This is a genomic window from Algoriella sp., assembly GCF_036647415.1.
GTDB lineage: Bacteria > Bacteroidota > Bacteroidia > Flavobacteriales > Weeksellaceae > Empedobacter.
Window position 1 is genome coordinate 1 of record NZ_JAVXKG010000063.1, and the last position, 6,971, is coordinate 6,971.

The following is a 6,971-nucleotide window of genomic DNA, read 5'->3' on the forward strand; positions in this document are numbered from 1 at the left end:
TTTATAAGCGAGGAAACGCCCAAAAATAAATTACGAATTACGAAATAGGAAGTTAGAAAAACGTCTACTTTTTGAGTAATTATTATTGTGACTAAAGACTAATAATCATCGTTTAAATCATTTTTTTTATAAAACTGATATTTTCCTTTATCTATTTTAATATAAATTTCAAATTCATCAGTATTTGATTCTTTTGATATAAAATCTCCAACTTTTAAAAGATTATTACTGATTAAAGTAATTACAATATTATTTTTTGTTAAATAGTCATAACTTCTACCTCCAGACCAATTATTTTTTTTCTTTATTATTAATGAATTAATTGCTGTTTGGTGAAATTTTTTATATTCTAAATTCCATTTTATTTGAAAGAATATAATAATACCTAAAATTATAAATATAGGATATAATCTCCATAGGTTTTTAACTTTTATCATTACTAAATATAGTTTTAATAATATTAACCAACAAAAAAAGCCCAACCGAAGTTGAGCTTTTGATATAGATGAAAGGGTATTAAATTACTCGCCTAAATAGCTAACTGTTTTGGCATCGCCGTCTACAGTAACTTTAGTCAAGTTATATTTTGCTAAATTTTTCATTGATTTGTCCCATTTCTTTCCGCTTAATGCTGATTGAGTTTTTAATTGGTTCAAGTCGATGTTGTCATTTGCTTTTAAAATTGCAATAATTGTGTTTTCTTCTTCTGTCAATTCGTATGCTGGCGCAGTTTTTTCTGGTCGCATTTGTGGGAAGAATAAAACTTCTTGTATTGATGGATTGTTTGTAAGGAACATGATAAGACGGTCCATACCGATTCCTAGACCACCTGTAGGCGGCATTCCGAATTCTAATGCACGTAAGAAATCTTCATCAATAAATTCTCCTGCTTCGTCATCACCTTTTGCAGATAATTTTAATTGCTCTTCGAAACGTTCGCGTTGATCGATAGGATCATTTAATTCTGAATATGAGTTGGCGATTTCTTTACCACAAACCATTAATTCGAAACGCTCTGTTAATTCTGTATTATCACGGTGTTGTTTTGTCAAAGGAGACATTTCTTTTGGATAATCTGTGATGAAAGTTGGTTGTATGTAATTTCCTTCACATTTTTCTCCAAAAATTTCATCTATTAATTTTCCTTTACCCATTGTATCGTTAACGTCGATACCCATGTTTTTTGCAGCTTCAAATATTTCTTTTTCAGATTTTCCGTCGATGTCAAATTCTGTAAAATCAATAATTGATTGACGCATCGTTACACGTTTGTAAGGTGCTTTGAAATCAATATTATATTCGCCAAAAGTAGCTTCTGATGTTCCGTTAACGGCAATTGCACAATGCTCTAATAAGCGTTCTGTGAAATCCATCATCCAGTTATAATCTTTGTACGCAACATAAATTTCCATTGCTGTAAACTCTGGGTTATGTGTACGATCCATTCCTTCGTTACGGAAGTTTTTAGAGAATTCGTAAACACCATCAAAACCACCAACAATTAATCTTTTTAGATATAATTCATTCGCGATTCTCATGTACAACGGAATGTCTAATGAATTGTGGTGTGTAATGAACGGACGAGCCGCTGCACCACCTGGTATAGATTGTAAAACGGGTGTTTCAACTTCCATATATCCACGATCATTAAAGAAATTACGCATTGCAGTGAATAATTTTGTTCTCTTGATAAAAATCTCTTTTACTTGAGGATTTACAACCAAATCTACATAACGCATACGGTAACGTAATTCTGGATCTGTAAATGCATCGAAAACATTACCTTCATCATCTGTTTTTACGATAGGTAAAGGACGTAATGTTTTTGATAACAAAGTTAATTTTGTAATGTGAACCGAAATTTCACCAACTTTTGTTTTGAATTCGTAACCTTCGATACCGATAAAATCTCCGATATCCATTAGTTTTTTGAAAATTGTATTGTATTCAATTCCTTCTTCAGAAGAAGAAATATCATCTCTAGAAACGTAGATTTGGATACGACCTTCGCTATCTTGTAATTCTGCGAAAGACGCTTTTCCCATTACACGAACACTCATCAATCGCCCAGCAAGCTTGACAACCTTACCTTCTTCGTATTTTTCCTTTATCTCTTTCGAATTAGAAGTTACCACGAATTCTTCGGCAGGATAAGGCTCAACGCCTAAGTCTCTTAATTGTTGTAGTTTTTCTCTACGAATAATTTCTTGTTCAGACAATTGCATAGTGAATATGTTTTATATAAAATGAATGCAAAATTATGAAAAATAATCCTGAAATCCGAAGTTTTTGTGATTAATAATTCTAAGAATTATCAGTATTTGCGGGAGTTTTAATCAACTAATTCAAAACGACGTTCTAAAGTATAATCTGTGTCCTGAAATTTTACTTTTTTCGTTTCGATACTGTATGAAATCCAACCATTATCTTTTATTCGAGAAGTTGTTTTTACGTAATATTTAATATCATCTTTCAAACGATCTTTTGATGGTTCTTCGCTTCCTAATTTAGTGGCTAAATCTTTCAAATAATTGTACCAAGAGTTTGCCAACCATTCTTTGTCCGCTTCTTGAAAACTTCCCATAATATAATTTGTATGAGCTGTACCAATTTCGTTTAGCTTGATTGACGTTGTAGCTGGAGTAGGAGAAGTGCTGAATAAATTGTCCATGTAAGATTGATAAACAAACGGTTCACTCTTCAACGTAAAGTTATTTTTTGCGTAAAAATGATGAAACTGACGAATATCTTTATCAAATAATTTGATGATATTTTCTGCGTTTGCATACAATTGTACATTCTTTTTTATGGAAGCAATTGCAGTAGGATTATCCAAATATTTATTCTCTAAATCTTCAGATGAAAGTTGGAGTTGTTTTATTGTTTGTTCAAGATTTGTATAACTCAAAAAGCGTCCATCTTGGTCTATTTTAAAGGAAATTGAAACATTATTGGCTAATGCAAAGGGATTGTTCAGATATGATTTTGAGTTGAATTGTACATTTCTAAAATTCCACTTAACGATAGTTTCATTTTGGTAAATATTTTCAATTTCAATCACAACATTGTATGTATACTGATCTTGATTGGCAATTGTATCACCTTCCAGTTTTATTTCGCTTGTCTTTACATTGTAGCGTTTTACATCGCCAATATTCCAATATGTTTTCGGAAAAATAATACTATCTTCTGTTGCTATTTGAGCAATAGAATCAATTTCGATAATTTTTGCAACACTATCTTGAACAGGATTTTGTGCCAAAATTTTTATCGAAAATAATAAGAAAAGGAAATAATATGTAAATTTTACTTTCATTAAAATGTAATCAATCAAAGTCAAAAATAAAGGAAATTATTCTAAATAGAATCTGATTTTAGTAAAAAATAAAAGTTTAATCATTTAATAATTTAATGCTTAAGTGGTTAACTGTTTTTTTAGAACCAATATTTAAACTAAAGAAATAATCCGATTTTAATAAAATAGAGTTTATATCGTATGTATTTTCATACGAAACTTTAAGTTGTACAGTTTCAGAATATTTTTTAATTTCTTTTTTTACTTGTTCTTGAGATAAATTTAATTTTGCATCATTCAACATATAGTATGCCATTTCTTCCCATAATTTTTCAAAATCATCTTTACTCAAATTTTGATCAGAAGCGACTGTATAAGTGCCTTTTTCTTTATTTAAATCTTTCAAATAAGTAGTAGTAGTAGATGATATTGGAAATCCGAAAATATTATCTTGAACAGATTTTCCTTCGTATTTTTCTCCTAATTGTAAAAATTGTCCATTAAAATAATTAAAAACATGTACCTCTTGTTCAAAAACATACGGAACATATGTTTTCGACTTTATCATCTCTTCAATATGTGTAATATTTGCTTTATATTCTTCAGATTTTTTGCGTTGTTTTCCTAACTTATCTGTAATATTTAGCAATTTTTCTTCAATTTGTGGAGCATTCAAAAGTTCTAAAAATTCACCTGAAGAATTTGTTGTAAATTGATATTTTATTCCTTCGGAATTATTTATAAAATCACGGTAAAATGCATCAGGATCATTGGATTCATTTTTACCATTTATAAATTCAAATTTATTTACAAATTCATTTTTATCGACCAATTCTATTGTTTTTGTCGATTGGTTCACAACATTCATTGTTGTATCGTTCACAGAAATAGAAACGTTACGATCTGTAAATGAATAATTATAAACTTTATTTAGTTCTAAGCTTGGTTTTACCTGAACAGATTTTTCTTCGAAACTTACCTGTGCAAAAATTGCAGGAGAATAAAGTAAAATCAAGGTAAATAGGGTTGTTTTCATTCTTTTTTATAGTTGTACAAATATAGAATGATTATTGAATATCTACGTTATTTATTGAACGAATCATTGTATCTATTGGCTTAGTTTCTGAAATTTCTTTTTCCATTAACGTTCCACCAATTTCCTTTAGCTTTTTTACTTGCGGAATAAAACGATTTTCTAACGAACCAATTGCTTTGTTATAGCTTTGTGTAGCTTGATTAAGATTATGACCAACCGTAGCAAAATGTTGTATCAACACATTTACTCTGTTGTATAATTCTATTCCAGCATCACGCATTTGGTATATATTTTCGGCAACATTTAGCTGTTGCCAACTAAATGCAATTGTACGAAGCATCGTAATCAAAGTAGTTGGTGTTGCAATAATTATTCTATTATTTAATGCATCTTCTATCAAAGTTCGATCCATTTCTAACGCCGCACCAAAAGAACTTTCTATTTGTAAGTACATGACCACATAATCTGGTGTATCAGTGTACTGATTCCAATAAGCCTTAGAGCTCAAATTTTTAAGATGTTCGCGTACAGCTTTCGCATGCATTTGCAAATGATGTTGACGTTGCTGTTCATCTTCCGTTTCAAAAGCTTGCATATATTGGTTTAACGGAACTTTAGAATCGACAATAACTTTTCTGTTTCCAGGTAAATTGACAATCAAATCTGGACGAAGAATTCCATTTTCGGATTGCACAGAAGTTTGCTCCTCGAAATCGCAAAATGGCGACATTCCCGCAAATTCTACGACACGACGCAAACCAATTTCGCCATATTTTCCTCGTGTATGCGACGTTTTAAGTGCGGAAACTAATGTATTGGTTTCTTTTTGTAATTTATCTGTTGTGCCACGCATTGCATCAAGAAAAACTTTGATTTCTGTGTAAGCACCTTCACGTGCTTTTTCTATTTCGGATATTTTTCCATCAAATTTATTTAAACTTTCATTCAAAGGTTTGATTAAAGAATCTATAGCTTGTTGCCTTTTTTCTAAATCATTTTTAGAATCTGAGAAATGTTTGTCTAATGTTGTTTTTGCCAAATCAAGAAATTGCTCGTTATTACTTTTCAAAACTTGAGAAGATAATGCTTCAAATTGTTCTTTCAGACGTTCATTTGTTTCGCGCATAAATCCTTTTTGCTCCTCAACAGCTTTCATTGTTTCTTGATGACGAACGGATAATTCTGTGTTTTTTTCACGTTCTTTTTGCCACTGATCCATATTGAAATTTGCATCATCTTTAATCTCTAAAAATTCATTTTTCAAAGCATCATATTGTTTCTGAAGTTCTTGGTATTTTACTTCATTCTCTATAATTGCGGAATTTGCTTTGGTTTTTGCATACAAAAAGCTAATTACTGCACCAATCACAAAAAATAAAATGGCCGTAAGAATAACTGCGCTACTCATAATTTATAAAATTTACACAAAGAAATAGTTTTTCACGACATAAAGCGTCGTTTATATTATTTTAATTAATAGAAAGAATATAATTATATTTGAAATAAATCAAAAGACAATGAAATTTTATTCCTTACTCCTTTTATTATTTATTGTTTTAATATGTTGTGAATCTAAATCTGAAAAAGATATGAAGGATTTAATTTCTCAAGCAAATAAAATTAATGATTTATCTAATCAATTAAGCTCTATGAATTTATATTTAGGTGAACAAGCTTATGAAACAAATATGTATGTTTTATGTAATTTTAATCAACCAGAAAATTGTTATGTTAATTCATATAAAGAAGCTATTAAAAAATTGCAGCTTGAAGATATTTATAAAGTAAGAAAAGATAGTGTTACATTATTATTAAATGAATTTAACCATGATTTTAAAGATTTGAAGAAAACAGTATCGACAAAAGGTAATCAAAATTTCAACAATTTAGATAGTATACATAATAAAATTAATGAATATTCTTACGAAATCAATTTTCCTAGAGATACTTTTTTTTATGATTATAAAAAAAGATTAATTAAATTAAAATCAGAAATAAATTCTTTACAATGTACTTTTAACGTACAATAAATAAAACAGAAAAGGACTTATTTTTATAAATCCTTTCTGTTTTATTGAATAGAATCTTGCGACTCATTTCTTAGATTATCTTTTGTCTCGAAGATTGAATTTTTTATGATTTGAGAACTTTCATTGAGAACGGGTAATATTTTACTATCATCTTTGGTTTCTTTAAATCCGATTTCTAATATTGGATCGACGTAATATAAAATACTCGAACACAATAAAAGTGAAATAACCAAACCTAAAGCTGCTCCACTAAAGCGATTCAAAATTCCTAAACCAACAGCTTCTACTGTTTTTTGAGTAAGACTTGAGGCTAATTTTATGGTAAAATATGCAATAGCAAAAGTTAAAATTAACGAAACAATAGAGGTTAAACCATCTGCAACAATATTGTAAGAATCAACGTAAACTTCTATGATTTGATAAAATTTAAAACTCAACCAAATTGCAATGAAAAAACCTATCAAACCAATTAATTGAGAGATAAAACCTTTGAAAAATCCATTTATAACTCCAACTGCTAATGCAATTAAAATTAGAATATCCAATTGATTAAATTCTGACATTTAAGCGTTTTGTAATTGATGTTTTTCAGCTATTTTTTTTAATGTAG

Annotated in this window: 7 protein-coding genes; 1 reads left to right on the forward strand and 6 read right to left on the reverse strand. The window is 29.2% G+C overall.

The features are described from left to right. Positions 1-98: 98 nt before the first annotated feature. The 5 genes from RSC72_RS15610 to rmuC all read right to left on the reverse strand — a co-directional run bounded on the left by RSC72_RS15610 (position 99) and on the right by rmuC (position 5,739). On the reverse strand, positions 99-437 hold the full coding sequence (locus tag RSC72_RS15610; RefSeq protein ID WP_332566370.1) for a hypothetical protein: 339 nt from the start codon (positions 435-437) through the stop codon (positions 99-101). An 84-nt stretch (positions 438-521) separates the two neighbouring features. Continuing rightward, on the reverse strand, positions 522-2,225 hold the full coding sequence (gene lysS, locus RSC72_RS15615; RefSeq protein WP_332566371.1) for a lysine--tRNA ligase: 1,704 nt from the start codon (positions 2,223-2,225) through the stop codon (positions 522-524). 107 nt (positions 2,226-2,332) lie between these two features. Continuing rightward, the gene (locus tag RSC72_RS15620; RefSeq protein ID WP_332546867.1) at positions 2,333-3,316 is read right to left on the reverse strand and encodes a hypothetical protein; all 984 of its coding nucleotides are present in this window, start codon (positions 3,314-3,316) and stop codon (positions 2,333-2,335) included. A 76-nt stretch (positions 3,317-3,392) separates the two neighbouring features. Beyond that, a complete protein-coding gene (locus RSC72_RS15625) occupies positions 3,393-4,331 on the reverse strand; it encodes a hypothetical protein (protein ID WP_332546869.1) in 939 nt (312 codons plus the stop codon). Positions 4,332-4,362: 31 nt separating this feature from the next. After that, entirely contained in the window at positions 4,363-5,739 is a 1,377-nt protein-coding gene (rmuC, locus tag RSC72_RS15630) for a DNA recombination protein RmuC (protein WP_332546870.1), read from the reverse strand. Positions 5,740-5,920: 181 nt separating this feature from the next. On the opposite strand from rmuC, the gene RSC72_RS15635 reads away from it, so the two are divergent. Beyond that, positions 5,921-6,361: a hypothetical protein gene (locus RSC72_RS15635; protein WP_332546872.1), complete on the forward strand. Its 441-nt coding sequence runs from the start codon at positions 5,921-5,923 to the stop codon at positions 6,359-6,361. Between the two features lie 41 nt (positions 6,362-6,402). Here RSC72_RS15635 and RSC72_RS15640 read toward each other — a convergent pair whose 3' ends face one another. After that, complete coding sequence (locus tag RSC72_RS15640) at positions 6,403-6,924, reverse strand: CvpA family protein (protein ID WP_332566294.1); 522 nt, start codon at positions 6,922-6,924, stop codon at positions 6,403-6,405. Positions 6,925-6,971 lie beyond the last annotated feature (47 nt).

Coding starts and splice junctions, on each gene's coding strand:
- RSC72_RS15635 (WP_332546872.1), top strand. CDS start 5,921: ATGAAGGATTTAATTTCTCAAGCAAATAAAATTAATGATTTATCTAAT.
- RSC72_RS15625 (WP_332546869.1), bottom strand. CDS start 4,331: ATGAAAACAACCCTATTTACCTTGATTTTACTTTATTCTCCTGCAATT.
- RSC72_RS15620 (WP_332546867.1), bottom strand. CDS start 3,316: ATGAAAGTAAAATTTACATATTATTTCCTTTTCTTATTATTTTCGATA.
- rmuC (WP_332546870.1), bottom strand. CDS start 5,739: ATGAGTAGCGCAGTTATTCTTACGGCCATTTTATTTTTTGTGATTGGT.
- lysS (WP_332566371.1), bottom strand. CDS start 2,225: ATGCAATTGTCTGAACAAGAAATTATTCGTAGAGAAAAACTACAACAA.
- RSC72_RS15640 (WP_332566294.1), bottom strand. CDS start 6,924: ATGTCAGAATTTAATCAATTGGATATTCTAATTTTAATTGCATTAGCA.
- RSC72_RS15610 (WP_332566370.1), bottom strand. CDS start 437: ATGATAAAAGTTAAAAACCTATGGAGATTATATCCTATATTTATAATT.